Source organism: Capnocytophaga canimorsus, from assembly GCF_002302565.1.
GTDB lineage: Bacteria > Bacteroidota > Bacteroidia > Flavobacteriales > Flavobacteriaceae > Capnocytophaga > Capnocytophaga canimorsus.
In genome coordinates, this window is sequence record NZ_CP022382.1 from 284007 (window position 1) to 306042 (window position 22036).

21 protein-coding genes, 1 tRNA gene and 1 pseudogene are annotated in these 22036 nt (G+C 34.3%); 11 read left to right on the forward strand and 12 right to left on the reverse strand.

Translation table 11 applies throughout. The annotated features are described in order from the left end of the window. Positions 1 to 150: 150 nt before the first annotated feature. Positions 151 to 1608, forward strand: a complete 1458-nt coding sequence (locus CGC47_RS01240) for an RNA-binding domain-containing protein (RefSeq protein WP_041998523.1) — start codon at positions 151 to 153, stop codon at positions 1606 to 1608. A gap of 220 nt (positions 1609 to 1828) precedes the next feature. Then, complete coding sequence (locus CGC47_RS01245) at positions 1829 to 3346, forward strand: restriction endonuclease subunit S (RefSeq protein WP_172458727.1); 1518 nt, start codon at positions 1829 to 1831, stop codon at positions 3344 to 3346. Positions 3347 to 3395: 49 nt separating this feature from the next. On the opposite strand, the gene CGC47_RS01250 is transcribed toward CGC47_RS01245, so the two are convergent. Beyond that, the gene (locus tag CGC47_RS01250) at positions 3396 to 4199 is read right to left on the reverse strand and encodes a tyrosine-type recombinase/integrase (protein WP_041998529.1); all 804 of its coding nucleotides are present in this window, start codon (positions 4197 to 4199) and stop codon (positions 3396 to 3398) included. A 72-nt stretch (positions 4200 to 4271) separates the two neighbouring features. Next, entirely contained in the window at positions 4272 to 5540 is a 1269-nt protein-coding gene (locus CGC47_RS01255; RefSeq protein ID WP_095899883.1) for a restriction endonuclease subunit S, read from the reverse strand. On the opposite strand from CGC47_RS01255, the gene CGC47_RS10740 reads away from it, so the two are divergent. Continuing rightward, positions 5473 to 5637, forward strand: a complete 165-nt coding sequence (locus CGC47_RS10740) for a hypothetical protein (protein ID WP_157908814.1) — start codon at positions 5473 to 5475, stop codon at positions 5635 to 5637. The two genes, CGC47_RS01255 and CGC47_RS10740, sit on opposite strands and share 68 nt — an antisense overlap. A 35-nt stretch (positions 5638 to 5672) precedes the next feature. Here the strand turns inward: CGC47_RS10740 and CGC47_RS01260 are convergent, their stop codons facing one another. The 3 genes and pseudogenes from CGC47_RS01260 to CGC47_RS01265 all read right to left on the reverse strand — a co-directional run bounded on the left by CGC47_RS01260 (position 5673) and on the right by CGC47_RS01265 (position 6566). Continuing rightward, entirely contained in the window at positions 5673 to 5975 is a 303-nt protein-coding gene (locus tag CGC47_RS01260) for a hypothetical protein (RefSeq protein ID WP_095899884.1), read from the reverse strand. Between the two features lie 163 nt (positions 5976 to 6138). Beyond that, positions 6139 to 6273, reverse strand: a pseudogene (locus tag CGC47_RS10745) (primase-helicase family protein); the annotation flags it as partial. Next, positions 6270 to 6566 (reverse strand): helix-turn-helix transcriptional regulator, encoded by a 297-nt coding sequence (locus tag CGC47_RS01265; protein WP_041998532.1) that lies wholly within the window; start codon positions 6564 to 6566, stop codon positions 6270 to 6272. The gene CGC47_RS01265 and the pseudogene CGC47_RS10745, both read right to left, overlap by 4 nt. A 43-nt stretch (positions 6567 to 6609) precedes the next feature. Here CGC47_RS01265 and CGC47_RS10815 point away from each other — a divergent pair, with 43 nt between their 5' ends. Both CGC47_RS10815 and CGC47_RS01270 read left to right on the forward strand, forming a co-directional pair. Further along, the gene (locus CGC47_RS10815) at positions 6610 to 7110 is read left to right on the forward strand and encodes a transposase (protein ID WP_197063688.1); all 501 of its coding nucleotides are present in this window, start codon (positions 6610 to 6612) and stop codon (positions 7108 to 7110) included. After that, positions 7103 to 7942 carry an IS3 family transposase gene (locus CGC47_RS01270; protein ID WP_232779672.1) on the forward strand — a complete coding sequence of 280 codons (840 nt, stop codon included), beginning with the start codon at positions 7103 to 7105 and terminating at the stop codon, positions 7940 to 7942. Before CGC47_RS10815 ends, CGC47_RS01270 begins: the two co-directional genes overlap by 8 nt. 34 nt (positions 7943 to 7976) lie before the next feature. Here the strand turns inward: CGC47_RS01270 and CGC47_RS01275 are convergent, their stop codons facing one another. The 5 genes from CGC47_RS01275 to CGC47_RS01295 form a co-directional block, all read right to left on the reverse strand. Continuing rightward, complete coding sequence (locus tag CGC47_RS01275; protein ID WP_232779673.1) at positions 7977 to 8231, reverse strand: hypothetical protein; 255 nt, start codon at positions 8229 to 8231, stop codon at positions 7977 to 7979. 135 nt (positions 8232 to 8366) lie between these two features. After that, positions 8367 to 9761, reverse strand: a complete 1395-nt coding sequence (gene mnmE / locus CGC47_RS01280; protein WP_095899885.1) for a tRNA uridine-5-carboxymethylaminomethyl(34) synthesis GTPase MnmE — start codon at positions 9759 to 9761, stop codon at positions 8367 to 8369. Between the two features lie 133 nt (positions 9762 to 9894). Beyond that, a complete protein-coding gene (locus tag CGC47_RS01285) occupies positions 9895 to 11067 on the reverse strand; it encodes a hypothetical protein (RefSeq protein ID WP_095899886.1) in 1173 nt (390 codons plus the stop codon). Between the two features lie 490 nt (positions 11068 to 11557). Then, entirely contained in the window at positions 11558 to 12793 is a 1236-nt protein-coding gene (gene pepT / locus CGC47_RS01290) for a peptidase T (RefSeq protein ID WP_095899887.1), read from the reverse strand. Positions 12794 to 13081: 288 nt separating this feature from the next. Beyond that, positions 13082 to 13155: transfer RNA gene (locus CGC47_RS01295), tRNA-Ala, on the reverse strand. A 162-nt stretch (positions 13156 to 13317) separates the two neighbouring features. Between CGC47_RS01295 and CGC47_RS01300 the strand changes: the two genes are divergently transcribed. Then, entirely contained in the window at positions 13318 to 13938 is a 621-nt protein-coding gene (locus tag CGC47_RS01300; protein WP_013997170.1) for an L-threonylcarbamoyladenylate synthase, read from the forward strand. On the opposite strand, the gene CGC47_RS01305 is transcribed toward CGC47_RS01300, so the two are convergent. Further along, the gene (locus CGC47_RS01305; RefSeq protein WP_041998861.1) at positions 13931 to 14875 is read right to left on the reverse strand and encodes a LysR substrate-binding domain-containing protein; all 945 of its coding nucleotides are present in this window, start codon (positions 14873 to 14875) and stop codon (positions 13931 to 13933) included. The two genes, CGC47_RS01300 and CGC47_RS01305, sit on opposite strands and share 8 nt — an antisense overlap. A gap of 137 nt (positions 14876 to 15012) precedes the next feature. Between CGC47_RS01305 and CGC47_RS01310 the strand changes: the two genes are divergently transcribed. The 4 genes from CGC47_RS01310 (at position 15013) to pepE (ending at position 19400) form a co-directional block, all read left to right on the forward strand. Next, positions 15013 to 15492 carry a Dps family protein gene (locus CGC47_RS01310; protein WP_013997172.1) on the forward strand — a complete coding sequence of 160 codons (480 nt, stop codon included), beginning with the start codon at positions 15013 to 15015 and terminating at the stop codon, positions 15490 to 15492. A 141-nt stretch (positions 15493 to 15633) separates the two neighbouring features. Further along, a complete protein-coding gene (locus CGC47_RS01315; protein WP_013997173.1) occupies positions 15634 to 16236 on the forward strand; it encodes a trimeric intracellular cation channel family protein in 603 nt (200 codons plus the stop codon). A 206-nt stretch (positions 16237 to 16442) separates the two neighbouring features. Then, positions 16443 to 18683, forward strand: a complete 2241-nt coding sequence (locus tag CGC47_RS01320; protein ID WP_041998864.1) for a M1 family metallopeptidase — start codon at positions 16443 to 16445, stop codon at positions 18681 to 18683. A gap of 6 nt (positions 18684 to 18689) precedes the next feature. Beyond that, positions 18690 to 19400 carry a dipeptidase PepE gene (pepE, locus tag CGC47_RS01325; protein WP_095899888.1) on the forward strand — a complete coding sequence of 237 codons (711 nt, stop codon included), beginning with the start codon at positions 18690 to 18692 and terminating at the stop codon, positions 19398 to 19400. A 51-nt stretch (positions 19401 to 19451) separates the two neighbouring features. Here the strand turns inward: pepE and CGC47_RS01330 are convergent, their stop codons facing one another. Further along, positions 19452 to 19895: a putative periplasmic lipoprotein gene (locus CGC47_RS01330; RefSeq protein WP_041998867.1), complete on the reverse strand. Its 444-nt coding sequence runs from the start codon at positions 19893 to 19895 to the stop codon at positions 19452 to 19454. A gap of 354 nt (positions 19896 to 20249) precedes the next feature. Between CGC47_RS01330 and CGC47_RS01335 the strand changes: the two genes are divergently transcribed. After that, entirely contained in the window at positions 20250 to 21926 is a 1677-nt protein-coding gene (locus CGC47_RS01335; protein WP_041998868.1) for a formate--tetrahydrofolate ligase, read from the forward strand. Positions 21927 to 22036: the final 110 nt, after the last annotated feature.

Here is a 22036-nt window from a genome sequence, read left to right on the forward strand (position 1 = left end):
CGTAACCGTTGTGTAACCAAAACAGGATTTTGATAACAATTCAATTTTATAACTTTATGATTTTAAGATGTTTGATGAATTAAAATTGCGTAACCATTGCGTAACCAAATTGATTAAATTATAACTTTGTAATTAAAAAATAGAGAGTCAATGAGTAAAAAAGATATAACTCAACTGCATATTTTATTAGAAGAACTGTTGAAATTACCCAAAGAGAATGAATGGGTAGAGTTCAAAGACAGTAATTCAGACCCTGAAATGATCGGGCAAAGAATATCTGCTTTGGCAAATAGCTCTTTACTAATCAATAAACCTCAGGCCTATATAGTTTGGGGAGTAGAAGACGATACACATCAACTAATAGGCACCAAATTTAAACCTTCTGTTATAAAATACAAACAACAAGAATTGGAGAGTTGGCTTCTACAAAAGCTTGAACCCAAGATTGATTTTACCTTTTTTGAATTTGATTATCAAGGTAAATCGTTAGTTATTTTAGAGATTCAGCCTGCAACTCATAAACCTGTTCGCTTTGATGGGACAGAATATCTTCGCATTGGTTCCTATACCAAAAAATTGCAAGAATTTCCCGAGAAAGAAAGGCAATTGTGGAGAGCCTTAGAGTACATTCCGTTTGAAAAACAATCAGCGATGAAATCCGTAGAAGGAGAAAAGGTTCTACGATTATTGGATTTTAGTAAATATTTTGATTTGACAAAACAACCTTTGCCTCAAAATCAACAAAGTATTTTGCAAAAACTAAAAGATGAAAAACTCATAATAGAGAACGCTAATCTATGGGATATTACAAACCTTGGAGCTGTTTTATTTGCTAAAAAACTATCTGATTTTGAACATTTAGCAAGAAAATCACTTCGAATCATTCGTTATAAGGACAATAACAAATTGTCTACTGTAAAAGAAATAGAAAACCAAGCAGGCTATGCCGTAGATTTCGAATTTATAATGAGTAGTATAAAAGCTTTATTACCTTCTTATGAAGAAATAGGTTTGTCATTTCGTAAAGAAATAGGCAATTATCCTGATATTGCCTTGCGTGAATTAGTTGCCAATACTCTGATACATCAGGATTTTGCTCAAACAGGAACTTCGCCGATGGTAGAAATTTTTTCACATCGCATAGAAATAACCAATACAGGTTCGCCATTAGTAGAAGTAAACCGTTTTATGGACAAACCTCCACGAAGTAGAAATGAACTCTTAGCCTCACTAATGCGTAGAATGGATATTTGTGAACAACGAGGTTCAGGAATAGATAAAGTAATTTTGCAATTAGAAATCAATCAAATGCCTGCTCCTTTATTCGAAGATATAGGAGGCTACACCAAAGCCACTATTTTTACTTATAAAGAATTTTCGAATATGACTAAAGAAGAAAGATTGAGAGCTTGTTATTGGCACTGTGTATCCAAATACATTATGCGTGAACAGATGAGCAATACCTCTTTGCGGGAACGCTTTGGCAATACGGTTACCAGCCAAATGATTAGTAAAATCATAAAAGAAGCTCAAGAGAAAAAGCTTATCAAAGTATTTGATGAAGAGGCAGGAACAAGAGCTATGAAATATATTCCTATTTGGGCATAAAATTGCGTAACCAAAAGGATACTTTCAGATTGCTTTATTATTATAAACATTTTATTATAAACCATTTAGCATAATAAAATTGCGTAACCGTTGCGTAACCAAAACAGGATTTTGATAACAATTCAATTTTATAACTTTATGATTTTAAGATGTTTGATGAATTAAAATTGCGTAACCATTGCGTAACCTCAATATAGAAAAAACATTAACAATTAAAAAAGTGAACACCCAGCAGCTCAGACAAAAAATACTCGACCTTGCCATTCGTGGGCAACTTGTACCGCAAGACGGCAAAGACGAACCAGCATCAGTATTATTGGAAAAAATCCGTGCAGAAAAACAGATATTGATTGAACAAAAAAAGATAAAAAAAGATAAAAAATCGTCATATATCACTTGTGAAATATCCCCTTATCGGAAGTACACCGAACACTTCGCTGATGGCACTACCAAAGACATTACCGAAGAGATACCTTTCAGTATCCCTGAAAATTGGGCGTGGTGTAGATTGGGGGAAATTTCTTCTAAAATAACAGATGGTTCTCATAATCCTCCTCCAAATCGATATAGTGGAATTCCTATGCTAAGTGCAACCAATATTTTTGATGATAAAATTAATTATGATACAAGTTCTCGTTGGGTTTTAGAAGAAGAATGGGAATTTGAAAACAAAAGAACAGAAATTGAAATAGATGATGTTTTATTAACTATTGTAGGAACGATAGGAAGAACAGCCGTTGTTAAATCCGATAAAAAATTTGCTTTACAGAGAAGTGTTGCTGTAATTAAACCAGTTATGGTAAATTCTGAATATATTCATTATATGTTGCAGACAGATTTTTTATATAACACAATGATTAATAATAGTAAAGGAACTGCTCAAAAAGGAATATATTTAGCTTCACTAAAAGGATTATTCTTCCCCCTCCCACCCCTTGCTGAACAAAAAAGAATCGTTGCCAAAGTAGAAGAATTGCTAGTTTTGGTAGAGGAGTTGGAAACCAACAAAACCGACCTAAGAAGCACCATTCAACAGACCAAAACCAAAGTATTGGATATGGCAATTCGTGGAGAGCTTGTACCACAAAATCCTGACGATGAGCCCGCTTCGGTGCTTTTAGAACGCATCAAAAATGAACAACAATCTGCAAAATCTAAAAAAAGAAACACGGCACATAATACACACTATGACAATGATAAATTGTTAATGGTTAATGATGAATTTCCGTTCGAAATTCCTGAAAATTGGGCGTGGTGTAGGTTGGGGGAAATTGGGGAAGTTATTATGGGACAATCACCTAAAAGTGAAAATATTTCAGGAAAAGGAAATTTAGAGTTTCATCAAGGAAAAATATTTTTTACTTCCAAGTATATTAAACCTTCAAACTTTTATACAAATGAAATAACAAAAGTTGCACCTGCAAATAGTGTTTTAATTTGTGTGAGAGCTCCGGTAGGCGAAGTAAATATTACTAATAGAAGGTTATGTATAGGTAGAGGTCTATGCTGTATAGTTCCATTACAGAGAATGAGTGAAAAATTTATATATTATTGGACTAAAACACTAAAACGAAAGTTTATTCAAAAAGCTACAGGTTCTACATTTTCCTCTATATCAATGGATGTGATAAAAAATGAAATCGTTCCTCTCCCGCCCCTTTCCGAGCAGAAAAGAATTGTTCAGAAAATAGAGGAAATTTTCACGGAATTAGATACTATTGAGGAAAATCTAACTTAATGATGAATGGTTAATTATCAATTCATCATCAATAATTAACCATTGATTTCTACCAAGTTACGATTTTATCTACAATTTGTTGCTGTTCTGTGGAAGTTCTGCGGAGATAAATTCGGGTAGTTTCTATGCTTTCGTGCCCCATAAGGTCGGCAAGAAAGGCAATATCGTTAAACTTGTCCAAGAAATTCTTAGCAAAACGATGCCGAAATGAATGCGGATAAACCACTTTGGGATTCAGCTCATATTTTTCGGCAAAATATTTCAGTTGCCCTGCAATACCTCGGGTAGTAATTTTGTTTCCGAATTTATTCAGAAAAATATACCCCGAAGAGATGCCTTTTTCTTTGAGCCATTTTTGAGCTTCGTTTCTGAGTTTTTTTGGAATATAAAGCCTTCTGATTTTGCCCCCTTTGGTGTATAAATCCAAGTATCCCAGTGCAATATGTTCGGCTTTGATTTGTGTGAGTTCGCTCACCCTTGCCCCCGTAGCTCCCAAGAACCACACCACGAAATACCAATCTTGGTAGCCATCTTTTTTCAATTGTTCTTTCAAGAAAAGATAATCGGCATTGCTGATGACATTTTCCAAAAAATTCTTCTGCTGAACCTTTACAAATTTCATTTTCAGGCGGTCTTTCTTCTGAAACTCTAAAAATTTGTTGATAGCTTGCAGACGAAGATTAACGGTTTGTGGTTTAAAATGCTCTATGAGATAGCCTTTGTACGCTTGTAAATTTTCCTTATTCAGCGTTTGATAATTCCTTTGGAAATACTCCACTGTCCAAACATACGAACTCATCGTATTAGGCGATAGCTCCTGCTTTGCCAAAAAGGCTTCAAATTGTTTTTGCATATTTCTATTATTTTAAAATGAATAGAAAACATAAACAATTCTTGATTATCAATTATAAGTAATCATTTACAATTAACCTAAATTTTCTTCCAATTCATCTAAAACCGAAAATATATGCTCGATTTTTTCCACAATTCGCTGTTGCTCTGCAAGAGGGGGGAGAGGTAAAATATACCCTTTTGCTTTTTCAATAGTAATAGTATCTACTGTTGTTCCTTTTGAATTTTCATAGATTTGAGCTTGTATAAATTCTGATTTCATAATTGAGTTAATATAGTTTGAGTTTGTATTATGTATATTTTGAAAACACAAGACACTTGCATCTTTATAATAAAATAAATCTTCTTTTTTAACAACATAAGGCTTTCCAATAGTACCAACTGCAGATATCAATATATCGCCTTCTTGTGGAACACCATAAGTCTTTTTTAATTGTTCATAAAGTTCTTCCGAAATGAATAAGTCATTATTAACAATATTATTTTCAGATAACTTTACAATTTCTCTTGCTCTATAAAAAGGAATACCTTCTTGTTTCCAATCTGATTGTAAAACTCTTTTACTTGATCCAATTTTAAATATCTCCCCCAACCTACACCACGTCCAATTTTCAGGGATTTCGAACGGAAATTCATCATTAACCATTAACAATTTATCATTGTCATAGTGTGTATTATGTACCGTATTTTTCTTTTTAGATTTTGCAGATTGTTGTTCATTTTTGATGCGTTCTAAAAGCACCGAAGCGGGCTCATCGTCAGGATTTTGTGGTACAAGCTCTCCACGAATTGCCATATCCAATACTTTGGCTTTGGTTTGTTGAATGGTGCTTTTTAGGTCGGTTTTGTTGGTTTCCAAATCCTCTACCAAGGCTAACAATTCTTCTACTTTGGAAACAATGTGTTGCTGTTCGGAAAGAGGTGGGAGGGGGAGGAATAGTTCTTTTAGTGAAGTACCATTAACATTTGGCTGTCCTATACCAACCGATTTTTCCGAGATTTGTTGCCAATAATATTCAGAATTAAAAAAATACTTTATATAGTTGATATTATTGTTTGGTAGTAAAGATATACGAATAAGATAGGATGCAAAAACTGATTTTTGCATTAAATTTTCAACCAAATAAGATTTTCCAACCGTTGCTCCCGTTCTTGCAAATAGAAAATCTCCATTTTCCAAAACAAAACTTTCTGCTTCCTCTTCTTCTATATCTGTAAATGGAACATTTTCCCAAATAACCTTATTCTCTTGAATATCCGTAATTCTCAATAATTTGTATAACCCTTCCGATTTTGCTGACTTGCTAACTCCATATTGGACAGTTCTACCAACCTCCCCCAATCTACACCAAGCCCAATTTTCGGGGATTTCAAAAGGAATTTCTTCGGAGATGTTTTTGGCAGTGCCATCAGCGAAGTGTTCGGTGTACTTCCGATAAGGGGATTTTTCACAAGTGATATATGACGATTTTTTTTATTTTGCCTCATACCCCTCTTTGAAAATCAATAATTTATCATCTTCTTTCGGATTTTTCTCCATCCATTTGTTGATGATTTCCGTGTTTAACTTCAATTGATTAACATATTCATTTTCGTAAAAATCCTTACCTTTGCTTCTCATTTCTTGAAAAATTTGATTTCTGATTTCCTCCTTTGTTTTTACACTTTCAGCATACCATTTTTGAGCAAAATATCCACTAACCCATAGTAATATTATAGATAAAATTAAACTCCCTATTCCTCCCAAAATAGAATATTTGAAAATACTAGATTTCATATTTACTTTTGATAAGTTTCTATTTAACAATATCAAGTCTTTTTCCAGCTTTTCAGGAATGTGAGCCTCAATACATTTGGGAATAGAATTTATAAATTGCTCTCGAGCTTCGAGTTCTTCTTTTGATGCTTTAATCTCAAAGGTTTTCGGAGTAGATTCTAGTATATGACCTGCCGTGGTCTTGGATAATCGTTTCTCTTGACCATTTTACCAAAGATGTGATTTTATCACCAGAAATTTGAGGGCGTTCTATGAGTTTGTAATAGATCGTGCCTACGCGGAGATATGAGGTTTTCATAAGGCTGATTTTTGATTTTTATTAAACACATATTCAATCGCCTCTGTCTCTATATCTTCTAATGATTTATGCCTATTTCTAAGTAGCCACTCATCTATTTCTTTCCTTGAGAAAAATAATTTTTTGCCATTAGGTTTAGAATACGGAATACTTCCAGTATGTACTAACTTATAAATGTACGACTGTCTGAATCCAGTATATTCTGCGAGTTCCTCTACTGTAAGAATTTCTTTCAGTCCGAATATATATTTCTCTATTCGGTTTAGTTTGTTAATGATGATTTCGTTTTCCATTGTTGTCTTATCCTGAAATATCGATACAAAAAAAATCGTTATTATGGATAAATATGTAAAACGCACTCAACGAGATTACAGTATGAGTTTTAAACTCAATATTGTAAAAGAGATTGAATCAGGCAGCTTATCGACCTGTGGTGCCTGTAAAAAATATGGCATTCAGTCACGAAGTACAGTTATGAATTGGTTGAGAAAATTTGGTAACTTTGACTGGGAAAATCAAACCCCATCAAATATGCCTAAATCACCAGAACAAAGGATAATGGAGCTTGAAGCAGAAGTAAAACTCCTAAAAAAACAAAAAGCACTGCTCGAAAGACAAGCCTATGTATCGGATAAGAAATCAATTATTTTCGATATGATGATTGACCTTGCCCAACAAGAATATCAAATTGATATACGAAATGTGAAACATTCAGTGAGTCCTATTGAAAAAAATAAAATACACGAACTAAAAAACTCACCCCCGAACTATCGAAACTTTCCGAGAAAAAGAACAAGAAACAGTAAGTTTTGCCTGTCAGCTGTTCGGGGTGGATAGACAGGTTTATTATCGCAATTTAAAGCGTAGAGATACGCGTAAAAACAACGCAAAACAAGTAGTGGCAATGGTAGCAGAAATAAGAAAACACAGTCCCAAAATGGGCGGAAGAAAACTTTATTCTCTTTTAAAAGAGGAATTGAAAATGTTAAAAATAGGTAGAGATAAATTTTTTAATATACTAAGAGCTAATCATTTACTTATTATTCCTAAAAGAAGTTATCATAAAACAACCAACTCGTTACATCGTTTTATGAAACACACTAATTTGATAAAAGATTATCAAGTAAAAGCTCCTAACCGACTTTGGGTAGCAGACATTACTTACTTGGGTAACAGAGAAAATCCTGCTTATTTGAGTTTGATTACAGATGCTTATTCGAAGAAAATTGTAGGCTATGATGTGTCGGACTCTTTGGCTAGTACTTCCAGTTTAAAAGCTTTAAAATCCGCTTTGAAAAAGGAAAAAATAGAGGAATTAATTCATCATTCAGATAGAGGGTTGCAATATTGTTCAGATGATTATCAAAAGGTTTTAAATCAGTATAATATCCGATGTAGTATGACTCAAGAGTCTGATCCTTACCAGAATGCAATTGCGGAAAGAATCAATGGAATTTTGAAACAAGAGTATGATATTGACAAATTTAATGTAAATTTGCAATGTAGAAAGAAGTTGGTAGCTGATGTGGTTAAAATATACAACGAAAAGAGACCTCATTTTTCGAATCATTTTTTAACCCCAAAACAGATGCATACCCAACAGGAATTAGTTCCTAAATTGTATAAAAGAAAAAGTGATACAGTTGGTAAGACTGTACCACTTGATTAATAATTTTTTAGTTGTTTAATCCTGTATCATTTTTTCAGGACGAGACATTCCCTTGAATATACTCGGTTTTTCGAATTGCTAAGATGTTTTCAGCAAGCTCAAGAGTTTCTTTATTTTGTTTTTTTTCTTCTTTTGAATTAGGATTTGAATGAAGATAAAGTTTAAGATTTTCATATTCCCTCAAGTGTCTGCGTTTACCATCTTTACCGACTTCCGAACCACGATAGTATTCGATGAAAAGGCTAACTTTTCCGTCTTTTAATTTTCGTTGAAATAATGATATTTTCATAAGTAGTACGTTTGTACTACTCTCTGGTTTGGAGTAGTACAAATGTATTAATAAAAGATTACACTAGAAAATAAATCCAACATAATTTTCTGTAAATCAAATAAAAGAAAACATAAGAAACTAAAGAAAACAAATTTATTTGCCAATACAAAAATTCGCAAAGATATTCCCGAGTACTTCGTCATTAGTCACTTCGCCGGAGATAGTACCAAGATGGTAGAGAGCCTCACGAATGTCGATAGCAAGAAGGTCTCCTGAAATATTCATTTCCAAACCTTCCTGAACTTTTATAATCTCGGCAAGGGCATTAGAAAGTGCTTCGTAATGACGTGAATTACTAATAATTATATTATTCGCAGAGGACGTAAAACTTTCAGCGTACGTTGCAAGTTCTGACTTCAATATGTCTATATTTATATTCTCCTTAGCGGAAATTCCTAAAATGATATCTGTATATTTAGGGACAAGTTCCGACTTCAATTTTCGGTCGAAATCACCAAATTCACCACCAGATACATCTACTTTGTTATGCAAAAGAATTATCTTTAAGTCGTCTCGATATACTTCTTTCACAAAATCAATAACTTCCTCAGGTTGATTATCCAATTCATCATAGAGGTATAATAAAACATTGGCTTGTGTAATCTTTTCTTTCGCTTTTTTAACACCAATCTCTTCTATTTTATCAGAAGTTTCACGAATTCCTGCTGTATCGATGAATCGGAAAGCTGTTCCGCCGATGTGTAACACTTCCTCGATGGTATCACGTGTTGTTCCCGCAATGTCCGAAACGATAGCTCGTTCTTCATTCAAAAGAACATTCAAAAGCGTTGATTTCCCAGCATTGGGTTTGCCTACAATCGCCACTGGAACCCCATTTTTGATAACATTTCCCGTTGCAAATGAGTCCATCAATCGTTTAATTGTAGTCTGAATCCTTGAAAGTAGTGAACGAAATTGGTTTCTGTCGGCAAATTCTACATCTTCTTCCGAAAAATCAAGTTCTAATTCAATTAAAGATGCAAAATTCAGTAATTCAGTACGTAGTTCCTCAATTTCAGAAGTAAAACCGCCTCGCATTTGTTTCATAGCGATAGTGTGAGCAGCTTCGCTGTCGGAGGCAATAAGGTCAGCAACAGCTTCAGCTTGTGACAAATCCATTTTTCCATTTAGAAATGCCCTTAAAGTAAATTCCCCCGCCTTTGCTAATCGACATCCTTTGGCAAGACAAACTTTTATCACTTGCTGAATGATATAACTACTTCCGTGACAAGAAAATTCTACAGTAGGTTCACCCGTATATGACTTATTTCCTTTAAAAATCGTTGCAAGACATTCATCTATTATCGTCTTATTATCAAAAAAATATCCCAAATGTACGGTATGCGAATCAGAATTAGCTAAACTTCTTCCGTGATGTGCTTTAAATACGCTATCAGCAATTGAAATGGCATCTTTTCCTGATATTCTGATGATAGCAATAGCTCCACTCCCTGAAGCTGTTGCTAACGCTATGATAGTTTCATTCATTTCTTTTTAGTTTTCAATCATTAAAATCTATATGATAATTAGTTCCTACAAATTACTGATTTGCTTTTAGTAAAAAACTACTTAATATTTTTTGTCATCTGAATTATTTTTGATATTTAGTAATGATTATTTACTAATAATAAGTTATTTCAATTTCAATAATATGAGTTAATTGCCCATTTACATATATTTTTGTTTGTAAGCAATTGCCGCTTTCATCATATTGATACGTTTTAACTTTATTATAATTATCATTATAAACAGACGTGTTCTTTATCATATTTCCTTTCGAATCGTATTCAAAAGTTTCTAGTTCAATTCTTTTTTTATTTTGATCAAATTTTTCTATTTTTAATTCTTTCCCAAAATCATTATAAGAATAAAGTTTTTTAGATATCTTATTATCATTTTGTTCAAAAACTTCCATTACTTTTCCGCCATTATCATATGTATATATCCATTTCCGATTATTTTCTAATGCATATTCTTGCTTTTTAAGTTGATTATTAAAATGATATTCTTTTATAATTGATTTTATAATTTTATTATCAGAATTGTATGTTAATTCTTTAATAACTCTACCTTTTGCATTGTATTTGTATGTAGTTTTTTCATAAATAACACCTTCATCATTTCTTTTTTCAAATTTTACTAATCTATTTTTATTATCATAAAAGAAATATTGGTCTTCTTCTAATTCTTTTTCCTGATGATGTTCTGTTTTTTGATGTATCAGGTTATTATTTTTATCATATTCAAAAACTTTGGAATAGAATAAAGCATTATCCATATAATTCTTCTCTTGAATTTTATTATTATTTTGATTATAGATATAATCTGTTTGTTGTTTTTCGTATTTTCCTTGTATAATATGGCTAACTATTTGTCCGTTATTGTTATAAATAATTGTATCTATTTGTGTTTTTGTAGAATTTTCACCATAATATTCATAGGTTTCTTTATAGTATTTTTTATTTTGAGTATTATAAAAGGTTATTTCTTTCAATTCTGGATTACCAAGAGTATCCCATTTGATACGTTCAATGATATTTCCTTTAAGGTCATAAGTATAAGTATTATTATAATGGTCATCATCAAAAGGTGTTATTGAAAGACCTCTTGACATAATAATATTTCCGTCTTTTTCAATTGCATTATAGTAAAAAGTACTTGTTGATTTTAGTTTTCTGTTAGGATAAAGATTTTTATCTATAGGAATTGAAATTTTTACATTGTCATAAGGAATAGACTTACAAGAAATCAATAGTAAACCTATTATTATAAATAAAAAACACCTAATTTTCATACTTTTTTTATTATATTATGATTAAAATAAATTGATTTGTAATTACTTTTATTATAATGATAAGTTATTTTAAAAGAAAAGATAACAATGTTTTTTCTATTAGGCTATTTTATAATTACATCATATAATGAGTTTTATTTATTTTGATGTTAAAAAGTTAATTCAACTAATGAAATGTATTTATCAAACCAAATTAAATTTAATTCATTTGATGCTATTATTAGAATAAATCATTTTTAAATCAATTCACTCAATGTAATTTATTTAATTAAATAAATTAAACTTAATTCATTGAGTGTAATCAATACAATAGATGATGTTAAACTTAACTCATCTGATGCAATAAGTTTATTTTATAGTTTTATATGCAATTCATTAAATGCAATAGGTTTAAATTAGTAAAATAAACCTATTGCATTATGTGTTAAATATTGATTTTACGGAATAAATAAAGTTATTTACTTGTTTTCAAGTAGTTTTATTCCTATGTTTATTGATTTTGATAACGATTTGCGGTAATTTCAGCAATTTTTACAATAACTTGGGTAGCTTTTTGCATACTTTCTACAGGAACATATTCAAATTTCCCGTGAAAATTGTGCCCTCCTGCAAAAATATTCGGACAAGGAAGCCCCATAAAGCTAAGCTGTGAGCCATCGGTTCCACCACGTATTGGTTTAATTATTGGCGTGATACCTAAGTCTTTCATTGCTTGTTCGGCAATTTCAACAATGTGGAATACAGGCTCTACTTTTTCACGCATATTATAGTATTGGTCTTTAATTTCAATACTTACTGCATTGTTGTGCTTTTGATTTAAGTCATCAACAATTTGATGTAGCAATTGCTTTTGTTTTTCGAAAAGCTCACGGTCGTGATTTCTTACAATAAGCTGAACCACTGTATTTTCAATGTCTCCAGAAATGCTTGTCACGTGAAAGAAACCTTCTCTACCACTGGTTCGCTCAGGGACTTGACTCTCAGGAAGTGCTCCAACAAATTCATTGGCAATAAGCAACGAATTCACCATTTTATTTTTGGCATAGCCTGGGTGCACACTTTTGCCTTTGAATAGAACTTTAGCTCCTGCTGCGTTAAAATTTTCATACTCAAGCTCTCCAACTTGGCTACCGTCCATAGTATATGCCCATTCGGCGCCAAATTTGGCTACGTCGAACTTATGAGCTCCTCTACCGATTTCTTCATCGGGCGTGAAACCTACTCGTATTTTTCCGTGTTTTATTTCTGGATGTTTCACTAAATATTCCATAGCGGTTACAATCTCGGCAACTCCAGCCTTATCATCGGCTCCTAAAAGGGTCGTTCCGTCAGTGGTGATTAAGGTCTGCCCTTTATAAAGTAAAAGGTCTTCGAAGTAAGATGGCGAAAGTACAATGTTTTGTTCTTTATTGAGTACGATATCGTTTCCGTCGTAATTTTCAACGAATTGCGGATTTACATTTTCTCCCGAAAAGTCAGGGGAAGTGTCAAAATGAGCAATAAAACCAATAGTTGGTACGTGATGCGTAACATTGGAAGGTAATGTAGCCATAACGTAAGCATTTTCGTCAATGTTAACGTCTTCCAATCCAATTTGTTTTAATTCTTCTACTAATTTTCTAGCTAAATTCCATTGTTTTTCGGTGCTGGGAGTAGTAGCACTTTCAGGGTCTGATTGTGTATCTATTTTGATGTAATCAATAAAACGTTGGGTCAATTTTTCCATATTTTTTAATTGAAAAGTTAATGCACCCAAAGGTATAAAAATATCAGAAATTAAACCTAAATCTATCCAAACATTTTAAAAAAAATAAAGTACGGATATTTTATTGATCTTTACAGGATGAAAACGGTTTCATTTTGGCGGTTCATACTGCATAATAAGCCAACACAACCGAAAACTCGTAAGGAGCAATTGATTAAGCTTATTAGCCAATTGGAATAATTTTAAAACAAAAAAAGTGTACAAAATTGTGTACACCTTTCATATCTTATTGGTCTTCAATAAATATTGTGGAGAAGATGGGAGTCGAACCCACGACCTCTTGCATGCCATGCAAGCGCTCTAGCCAGCTGAGCTACATCCCCAAGGTGGGGCAAAGATAAAACAAAAAAATTGTATTTTCAAAACTATTTGTACAAAAATATACCTGGCACATTCAACTATAAACACACGAAATTCGGTTTAATTGAAAATATTTTATACTTTTGGAGAAGCAAAAGTAAATTTAATTTAAAAAGCTAAAAATTATGGCTGAATATATCCGGATATACAATGAAAATCCTAATGAAAGGGAAATCAATCGTGTGGTAAATATCCTCAAAAGCGGTGGGGTGGTAATTTATCCTACTGACACTGTTTACGGTTTAGGTTGTGATATAACCCACACCAAAGCTTTGGAGCGTATTGCTAAAATAAAGGGGGTTAAACTTGAAAAAGCAAATTTTTCATTTGTTTGTGCCGATTTAAGTAATTTGTCTCATTATGTCAAACAGATTGATTCCGCAACATTCAAAATCCTTAAACGCGCCCTTCCAGGACCTTATACTTTCATATTACCAGGCAACAATGACCTTCCATCAGCTTTTAAAAAGAAAAAAACTGTAGGAATTCGTGTACCCGATAATAATATTGCTCGTATAATTGTTGAACGTTTGGGTAATCCGATAGTTTCTACTTCCATTCACGATGATGACGATGTTATAGAATACACCACAGACCCCGAACTTATTTTTGAAAAATGGCAAAACCGAGTTGATGCCGTAATTGATGCGGGTTATGGCGATAATGTGGCTTCAACAGTGATAGATTTATCGGGTAGTCAGCCCGTTGTGCTTCGTGAGGGTAAAGGAAGTATTGATATTATTTAGGCTTAACCACTGGGCTTATTATCTTAACATCGTGAAAGGCAATTGCTCCGCGAATTACTCCCGAAATAACTTCGTGTAAAGCATTGATCATTTGTGCTTTGAGTTCGTTTTTATGATATACCAAACTGATTTCACGGGCGGGTTGCGGTTCATTGAAATGGCGAATGTGTTGTAATTGTTTTTCGCTTAATTCCAGCGAATGTAAGTAGGGGAGGAGTGTCATTCCGAGTCCTTCATTAGAAAGACGAATGAGGGTTTCAAAACTTCCACTTTTAATTTGGAATCCTCTTTTTTGGGTGGCTTGTTTTTGTCCGCAGAGGTTTAACACCGTATTTTTAAAGCAGTGTCCGTCTTCTAGCATCAATATTTCATCGATTTGTAAGTCTTCACTATTTATTTTATTGGATTTGCATAGCCAATGATTTTCAGGGATATATGCTACGAATGGTTCGTAAAAAAGAGGCTTTTCGATGAAGTTAGCATTTTCAAGAGGGGTAGCCAATATGGCGGCATCAAGGGAGCCATTTTCAATGTTAGTCAGTGCTTGTTGTGTGTGCTGTTCTTCAATTTTTAAATCTACTTTTGAGTATTTTTTGATGAAATTCTTTAGAAAAAGAGGTAAAAGCGTTGGTGAAACCGTAGGAATGATGCCCAAACGAAATTCGCCACCGATAAATCCTTTTTCTTGAGCAACAATGTCTTGCATACGTTCGGATTCATTGACAATGATTTGTGCTTGTTTAACGATTTGCTCTCCAATTTTTGTTATTTGTATGGGTTTTTTACTTCGGTCAAAAATTAAAGCGCCCAATTCTTCTTCTAATTTTTGAATTTGCATACTAAGGGTGGGCTGTGTAACGTGGCATTTCTCGGAAGCTGAAGTAAAATTTTGATATTGGGCTACGGCAAGTACATATTCTAATTGTGTGATAGTCATAATTTAATTATTTTGTGTGGGGTTTTCACAAAGCTATAAAAAATACTGATATAATTATCAAATAATTCAATGAATAAATATTGAATTTACTCATATTAGTGCTTATATTTGTGTCGTAAATTTAAAAGCGTTAAATTATGAGTTATAATAGTATTGGTTTAGATGCCAAAAAATCAAAAGTATTAGCCGCGGAATTGAATAAATTATTAGCTAACTTTCAGGTGTATTATCAGAATTTAAGAGGAATTCATTGGAATATCAAAGGAAAACGTTTCTTCGATTTGCATACTAAATTTGAAGAGCTTTACACCGATGCTAACGAAAAAGTAGATATGATTGCCGAGCGTATTCTTACCTTAGGAGTAACTCCGATACACACTTTGGCAGACTATATTCAGAATGCACAAGTTCCTGTGGGAAAAGATGTGTATGAAGATGAAAAAGCAATAGCACTTGTTGTAGATTCATTAACCGTGCTTTTGAAGATAGAAAGAGCTATTCTTGAAAATGCTTCAGATGTTGATGATGAAGGAACTGGTTCAATGATGAGTGACTTTATAAAAGAGCAAGAAAAGACCGTTTGGATGATGAAGGCTTGGTTAGGACAACAAGTATAAATTGCCTTAATTTTGAGGTTATTTCAACTAAGGAGCTATCGTTAGATGGCTCTTTTTGTTTTTTAGCCTATGAATTTTATATCGTACTTCTTTTAAGTGTAATGTTTTTCTTTCTTAAATTTGCACTTTATTTTTTGAAGAATGAATTTTTTTACTATTGTCGATTATATCGGCGTTTTTGTGTTTGCCATTTCTGGGGCATTGGCAGCTCGTGAGAAAAAGATGGATTTGTTTGGTATTTTCATTATTGCCTTTGTCACTAGCCTTGGAGGAGGTACGCTCCGTGATGTGATGATTGGAAGAACCCCCGTTTTTTGGATGATACACCCTATGTACATCACAATGATTTTTGCGGGAGCTTTCTTTGCCATATTTTTAAGAAACAAAATACATTATTTACGAAAATCGTTAATGCTTTTCGATACTATTGGGATTGGTTTTTATACCGTTTTGGGTGCACAAATTGCACAATCGTTTGGTTTACACCCCATTGGAGTGATTTCGGTAGCTACCGTAACAGCTTGTTTTGGTGGAGTGATTCGTGATATATTGTGTAATGAAATCCCAGCTATTTTTCACAAGGAGGTCTATGCCACAGCCTGTGTTATAGGAGCCATAACTTATTTGGGGCTGCAGGAATTTGGCTATTTTAGTGATTATATTTATCTGATAGCTATCGCTGTGGTTATTGTGATTCGCTTGGTGGCTATAAAATATGCTTTCCATCTACCTAAAATCGATTAACTGAAAGGTGATAATACTCAGAGCTTAAGTTTTCCTACTTTTTCAATAAAGTTGTATTTTACATATTTTGTATGTATTGAAAATTCATAGTTATATTTTCAAGCTTTAATTGGTGATATTTTTCAGAAAGACTGATATGTTTTACCGAAAAAATAGATACCTTTGAGCGTTTCAATACTGTATTTAACTTTAACTTTATAAAAAAGATGAGAAAAATAACACTTTTGGCAGTTGTAGCATTGCAAACCGTTTGGGGACAAGATACACTACAACAGCAGAAAACCTCTACTCTGAATCCGTTTCGGAAAATGACTCAAGAGTTTGCCACTCCTAATAGTTATCGTACTGCAGCAGGAGCACCTGGCGCTGCATATTATCAGCAACAAGCTGATTATGTGATGCAAATTGAACTCGATGATGACCACCAAAAAATATACGGCAACCAAACCATTACCTATACCAATAACTCTCCGGATAAATTGGAATATTTGTGGGTGCAATTAGACCAAAATGTAAGAGCGCCGCACTTTCCTGCCAATCTACGTAAAGACAAATGGATAAGCCCTGCATACACCCCTGAAGAATTTGTTAAAAAACATTTAGAGCCACATTTTGAGGGAGGTTTTCAAATTGATTATGTGAAAGATGCACACGGAAAAGAGATGGATTATACCATCAACCAAACGATGATGCGTATTGATTTGCCCAAACCGATGCTTCCCAATGAAAAGTTAGTTTTTTCTATAAAATGGTCGTATTTAATTAACGATTATCAGAAAAACGGAGGACGCTCGGGCTATGAATATTTCCCAGAGGAAGATAATAGATTATACGTAATTGCCCAATTTTTCCCCCGTATGGCAGTATATAACGATACCGAAGGTTGGCAAAATGAACAATTCTGGGGAGATGGTGAATTTGCGCTTCCTTTTGGAAATTACGAAGTTGCCATTACCGTACCTGCCGACCACATTGTTGAGGCTACAGGAGAATTGCAAAATCGTAAAGCCGTATTCAGCCCATTGATGCTTCAGCGGTACAATCAGGCTCAAAAAGATTTTGACAAGCCTACCTTTATTGTTACCGAACAAGAAGCCCGAATCAATGAAAAAACAAAATCAAAAGATAAAAAAACTTGGCAATTTAAGGCGCAAAACGTACGTGATTTTGCTTTTTCTTCCTCTCGCAAATTTATTTATGAGATGATGCCTGTTAAAATAAATAGTCGCCTAGTTATGGCAGTGTCACTCTACCCTAAGGAAGGAAGTGCACTTTGGGGAAAATTTGCTACTAAGGTGATAGCACACACGCTAAAAACGTATTCTCAATATACGTTGGATTATCCTTATCCTAAAGCAGTTGCAGTTAATGCCGAAGATCAAGGAATGGAATACCCAATGATTAGTTGGAATCACGGACGTAGCCCCAATGGTACTTTTTCTGATGAGGTTAAATTCGGAATGATGAGTGTCATTATTCACGAAGTGGGACATAATTTCTTTCCGATGATTGTCAACTCCGATGAACGTCAGTGGGCTTGGATGGACGAAGGAATCAACACCTTTTTGCAATTCCTTACCGAGCAGTCTTATGGCAAAACCTATCCGAAAGATATTTATCCTTATGAGAAATTTCCTTCTGAGCGTGGTTTTCCACATCAAATTATTCCTTATATGTCTGCTAATTCCTCTGAAATAGCCCCTATTATGTCCAATCCAGAAACCGTACAATATTTAGGAGAGAATGCTTATAGCAAACCCGCCACAGGGCTCAATATCTTACGTGAAACCATTATGGGGCATAAACTTTTTGATCACGCTTTTAAAACGTATGTAAATCGTTGGAAGTTTAAACATCCTACCCCAGAGGATTTTTTCCGTACAATGGAAGATGCCTCAGGAGTGGCATTGGATTGGTTTTGGCGTACTTGGTTTTATACCACAGATTATGTTGATTTGGGTATCAAATCGGTTAAAATACATCAAGTTTCTGAGCTTCCCAGTGATGAGGTAACTAAAATACTAGAAGACAGAGGAGTAAAACTTACTGATTTACGTCCGTTAGTACACTTAGTTTCAGAGTCAGATAAGGCTTACGATGTCAAACGCCATCAAAAAAGTGTGATTGAAATTTCTGATGCCCTTTCGGACTATATTGCAGATAATCTTCCTTTACAGCAACAAGCACAGCTCTCACAAGCTAGTTATTTTTATGAAATTACTTTTGAAAAAAAAGGAGGCGTACCTATGCCTATCATTCTTCAAGTAACCTACGCTGATGGTACTTCCGAGGTGATTACTTATCCGGTACAAGTATGGCGTAAAAATAACCTTGAATTCGTACACGTTTTGGCAACGACCCAACCCATAACTCATTTTCAGATTGATCCAGAGCAAATCACTGCCGATATACATACTGAAAATAATCACTATCCTCAAAATAAATAGTTATTTATGGAACATAGCAAAAGAAAGTTACTCATAGCCAGTACTTCTACCATTTACGGGGGAAAATATTTGGAATATCTTCATCAGGAAATGGGAGACTTCTTTCAGGGCATAAATACCGTTTTGTTTGTGCCCTTTGCGCGTCCTTCTGGTATATCGCACGATGCTTATACCGAAATTGCTGAAAACGGATTTAAAGCTATTGGTAAAAAGGTGATAGGGTTGCATACCTTTGCTAATCCTATAGCGGCCATTGAACAGGCAGAGGCTATTTTCGTAGGCGGAGGCAATACTTTTTTATTGGTAAAACAACTTTATGAATTTGATGTTATGAAAGCATTACGCCAAGCAATTGATTTAGGCACACCTTATATGGGCTCCAGTGCAGGAAGTAACATTGTGGGGCAAACGATGCAAACCACCAATGATATGCCTATCGTATATCCACCTAGTTTTAAAACCTTAGGTGTTTTACCTTTTAACTTAAACCCGCATTATTTGGACCCTCAGCCTGAGTTAAAACATATGGGTGAGACGCGCGAAACCCGCATCAAAGAATTTTTACAACAGTCCGACCTTTCTGTAGTGGGATTGCGTGAAGGAAGTTGGCTACGTGTTATTGGCGAAGAAATACTCCTTAAAGGCGGTTTAACTGCTCGTATTTTCAGTAAAAATCAAGCTCCCTATGAGCATCCTTGCGGAGTGCTGAATCTATAATTCAATATTTTAATAAATGAAAAAACGGCTTTTTTTGAGCCGTTTTTTGTTTTATTGGTTAGTAGGGTTTGTTTCAGAATTGGATACAAACTCGATGCTTTTATTGAGTTTTTCTAATTTGGTTTCAACCTTACTGATGTTTCGTTGTATTTTTTGCATTCTTTTCTCACTTTTTGCCAAATCTCTATTGGCTTTTTGTGCCTTTTTCAAAGCTCTTCGTGCTCTTCGTGCTTTTTGTGCTGCATCTGAAGCGTCATCGGAATTTGAAAAAGAAGAAGTTCTCTCATCAGCGTCAGCATTTATTTTTGCTACTTCGTCACGAAATCCTGCTGTTGAGATACGTTCTTTTTCCAATTCGATTTTTAAATTATTAAGTTTGGTATTCAACGATAAAATTTCTTCTTTAGCTTCCAAACGTTTCAATTCTGGTGATTTTGTACTTCCACAAGCTGTTAGCATAACCAATGCTAAACCTAAAAAAAAGATTCTTTTCATAAAATGATTTTAAATTTATTTTACAAAAGTACCAAAATAATTTTGCAAATTATATTTTTTATATCTATTTAACTTTTTAATTAAATTATTTTGTGTTTTATTACTAAAAATATTTATTTTTAGACTTAGTTTATGTTTTAAATTCCATTAGTAAGTGTAGAATAATAATATTAGATTTTGAAGAACCTAAAAATTTATTTTATAAATTCGTGGTATAAAAAATTGCACTTGGGGGTTGAATGTGCCCTGCTTTAAGAAATTGTAATTTACATCTTGTTTTTTTAAAATATTTGTTACCTTTGGGAGAATATTTACGCTATAATAATTATTAACCATTACAAAAACATAAAACATATGAGTTTTCCAACCGATTTAGAAATCGCACAAAATGCGAAGATGCAAAACATTAAAGAGATTGCTAAAAAACTGAACATTAACGAAGACGATTTGGAGCAATATGGTAAATACAAAGCCAAATTGCCACTCACGCTCATCGACAAGGAGAAAATCAAGAAAAACAAACTGATTTTAGTTACTGCTATCACACCTACACCTGCTGGAGAGGGCAAAACGACCGTCAGTATTGGGCTTACTGAAGGTCTTAACAAAATCGGCAAACAAGCTGTGGCTGTTTTAAGAGAGCCTAGCTTAGGTCCTGTTTTTGGAATTAAGGGTGGAGCCGCTGGTGGAGGTTACTCGCAAGTGGTACCGATGGAGGACATCAATTTGCACTTCACTGGGGATTTTTCTGCTATCGAAAAAGCCAATAATTTACTTGCCGCAGTTATCGATAACAATATCCAAAGCAAAACTCATTCCATCGGAATTGACCCTCGTACTGTTGTTTGGAAACGTGTGATGGATATGAACGACCGAGCTCTTCGCCAAATTGTTATCGGGCTGGGCGGAAGTGCTAACGGTATTCCCCGAGAGGACGGATTCAACATTACACCCGCTTCCGAGATTATGGCAATCCTCTGTTTGTCAGAAAACTTTTCGGATTTGAAACGCCGTATCGGAAATATTTACGTCGGAAAGAAATTCGATGGTTCTGCTGTTTTTGCACGTGATTTGAACGTTGTGGGAGCGATGGCTTTGCTTTTAAAAGATGCTGTCAAGCCTAATTTGGTGCAAACTTTGGAGAATAATCCTGCGATTTTGCACGGAGGACCTTTCGCCAGTATCGCACAAGGAACGAACACTGTTTTGGCAACGAAGATGGGAATGTCGCTCAGTGAGTACACCGTTACGGAAGCTGGTTTCGGAGCCGATTTAGGAGCTGAAAAATTCTTGGACATCAAATGCGTTTCGGCGGGAATTGCTCCCAATGCTGCGGTGATTGTTGCTACAGTTCGTGCATTGCGTCATCACGGAGGAGCTTTGAAGGAAGAATACAATACACCAAGCCTCGAAAAAGTAAAAAAAGGTATCGGAAACTTGGAAAAACACATCGAGAATGTGCAGAAGTTTGGCTTGAAAGCCGTTGTAGCGATTAATAATTTCCCGAATGATAGCGAAGAAGAAATCAAGTACATTCAGGAAGTATGTCAGCAAAAAGGCGTTAAAGCTATCGTTTCCAAAGGATTTGCACAAGGTGGTGAGGGAACCAAAGAACTTGCCCAAGCAGTGGTGGAGATTGCCGAAAGTGGAGAAAGCAAATTCAAACCTCTGTACGACCACGCTATTTCCATTGAAGAGAAAATCGAAACAATTGCCAAAGAAATTTACGGAGCAAGTAGCGTGAACTATACTTCAAAAGCACGTACTCAATTGAAAAACATCAACACACTTGGCTTTGATAAGATGCCTGTTTGTATGGTAAAAACACCAAAATCGTTGAGTGATGATGATAAGAAATTAGCTCGTCCTACTGGTTTTGAAGTTACTGTACGCGAATTCGAATTTGCTTCTGGAGCAGGTTTTGTCATTCCTATTTTAGGAGATACAATGCGTATGCCAGGTCTTCCGAGTGTTCCCGCAGCCGAAGGAATGGATATTGATGACAACGGCGTAATCACTGGGCTTTCTTAAAAGAAGTATTAAGAAATAGGCAAGAGTGATTAGAATTTAGTTGTTAGGGATAAAACAATCGTGTTACCCAATGAGTTTTTTACTCCCTAACATCTAATCTTTTGATACAA

What these genes read in the sequence shown, in the direction of transcription:
- CGC47_RS01310 (WP_013997172.1), top strand. Translation starts at nt 15,013, where the DNA reads ATGAGTTATAATAGTATTGGTTTAGATGCCAAAAAATCAAAAGTATTA.
- CGC47_RS01275 (WP_232779673.1), bottom strand. Translation starts at nt 8,231, where the DNA reads ATGAAAATATCATTATTTCAACGAAAATTAAAAGACGGAAAAGTTAGC.
- CGC47_RS01330 (WP_041998867.1), bottom strand. Translation starts at nt 19,895, where the DNA reads ATGAAAAGAATCTTTTTTTTAGGTTTAGCATTGGTTATGCTAACAGCT.
- CGC47_RS01305 (WP_041998861.1), bottom strand. Translation starts at nt 14,875, where the DNA reads ATGACTATCACACAATTAGAATATGTACTTGCCGTAGCCCAATATCAA.
- CGC47_RS01260 (WP_095899884.1), bottom strand. Translation starts at nt 5,975, where the DNA reads ATGAAATCTAGTATTTTCAAATATTCTATTTTGGGAGGAATAGGGAGT.
- CGC47_RS01300 (WP_013997170.1), top strand. Translation starts at nt 13,318, where the DNA reads ATGGCTGAATATATCCGGATATACAATGAAAATCCTAATGAAAGGGAA.
- mnmE (WP_095899885.1), bottom strand. Translation starts at nt 9,761, where the DNA reads ATGAATGAAACTATCATAGCGTTAGCAACAGCTTCAGGGAGTGGAGCT.
- CGC47_RS10815 (WP_197063688.1), top strand. Translation starts at nt 6,610, where the DNA reads ATGGATAAATATGTAAAACGCACTCAACGAGATTACAGTATGAGTTTT.
- pepE (WP_095899888.1), top strand. Translation starts at nt 18,690, where the DNA reads ATGGAACATAGCAAAAGAAAGTTACTCATAGCCAGTACTTCTACCATT.
- pepT (WP_095899887.1), bottom strand. Translation starts at nt 12,793, where the DNA reads ATGGAAAAATTGACCCAACGTTTTATTGATTACATCAAAATAGATACA.
- CGC47_RS01315 (WP_013997173.1), top strand. Translation starts at nt 15,634, where the DNA reads ATGAATTTTTTTACTATTGTCGATTATATCGGCGTTTTTGTGTTTGCC.
- CGC47_RS01265 (WP_041998532.1), bottom strand. Translation starts at nt 6,566, where the DNA reads ATGGAAAACGAAATCATCATTAACAAACTAAACCGAATAGAGAAATAT.
- CGC47_RS01250 (WP_041998529.1), bottom strand. Translation starts at nt 4,199, where the DNA reads ATGCAAAAACAATTTGAAGCCTTTTTGGCAAAGCAGGAGCTATCGCCT.
- CGC47_RS01335 (WP_041998868.1), top strand. Translation starts at nt 20,250, where the DNA reads ATGAGTTTTCCAACCGATTTAGAAATCGCACAAAATGCGAAGATGCAA.
- CGC47_RS01240 (WP_041998523.1), top strand. Translation starts at nt 151, where the DNA reads ATGAGTAAAAAAGATATAACTCAACTGCATATTTTATTAGAAGAACTG.
- CGC47_RS01285 (WP_095899886.1), bottom strand. Translation starts at nt 11,067, where the DNA reads ATGAAAATTAGGTGTTTTTTATTTATAATAATAGGTTTACTATTGATT.
- CGC47_RS01320 (WP_041998864.1), top strand. Translation starts at nt 16,443, where the DNA reads ATGAGAAAAATAACACTTTTGGCAGTTGTAGCATTGCAAACCGTTTGG.